Genomic DNA, 254 nt, shown 5'->3' on the forward strand with positions numbered 1-254 from the left:
GAGAAGCGGCACAACTGCGCTTCCATCTTCGGCGACAGCAAGAACCGGCGGTTCGACGCGCTTGTTCTGCAGCAATGGTGCCAGCGCCCGGATGACGATACCGGCTGCACAAAGCGCGATGATGGGGCGGCCCTCCTCATAAAGCGACCTGACCGCATCGCCGAAATGCACGAAGGTTTCATCCAGCGACGCAACACGGTTCTGGAGGCCGCGTATTTCGGCACGTTCCAGCACCGATGCGATCCGCCGCGCGG

General features: G+C 62.6%; 1 pseudogene. It reads right to left on the minus strand.

The features are described 5' to 3' along the window. Positions 1-254, minus strand: a pseudogene (locus SB822_RS58975) (cobalamin biosynthesis protein CbiG); the annotation flags it as partial.

The sequence above is a fragment of the Paraburkholderia sp. SIMBA_054 genome (assembly GCF_046534875.1).
GTDB lineage: Bacteria > Pseudomonadota > Gammaproteobacteria > Burkholderiales > Burkholderiaceae > Paraburkholderia > Paraburkholderia hospita.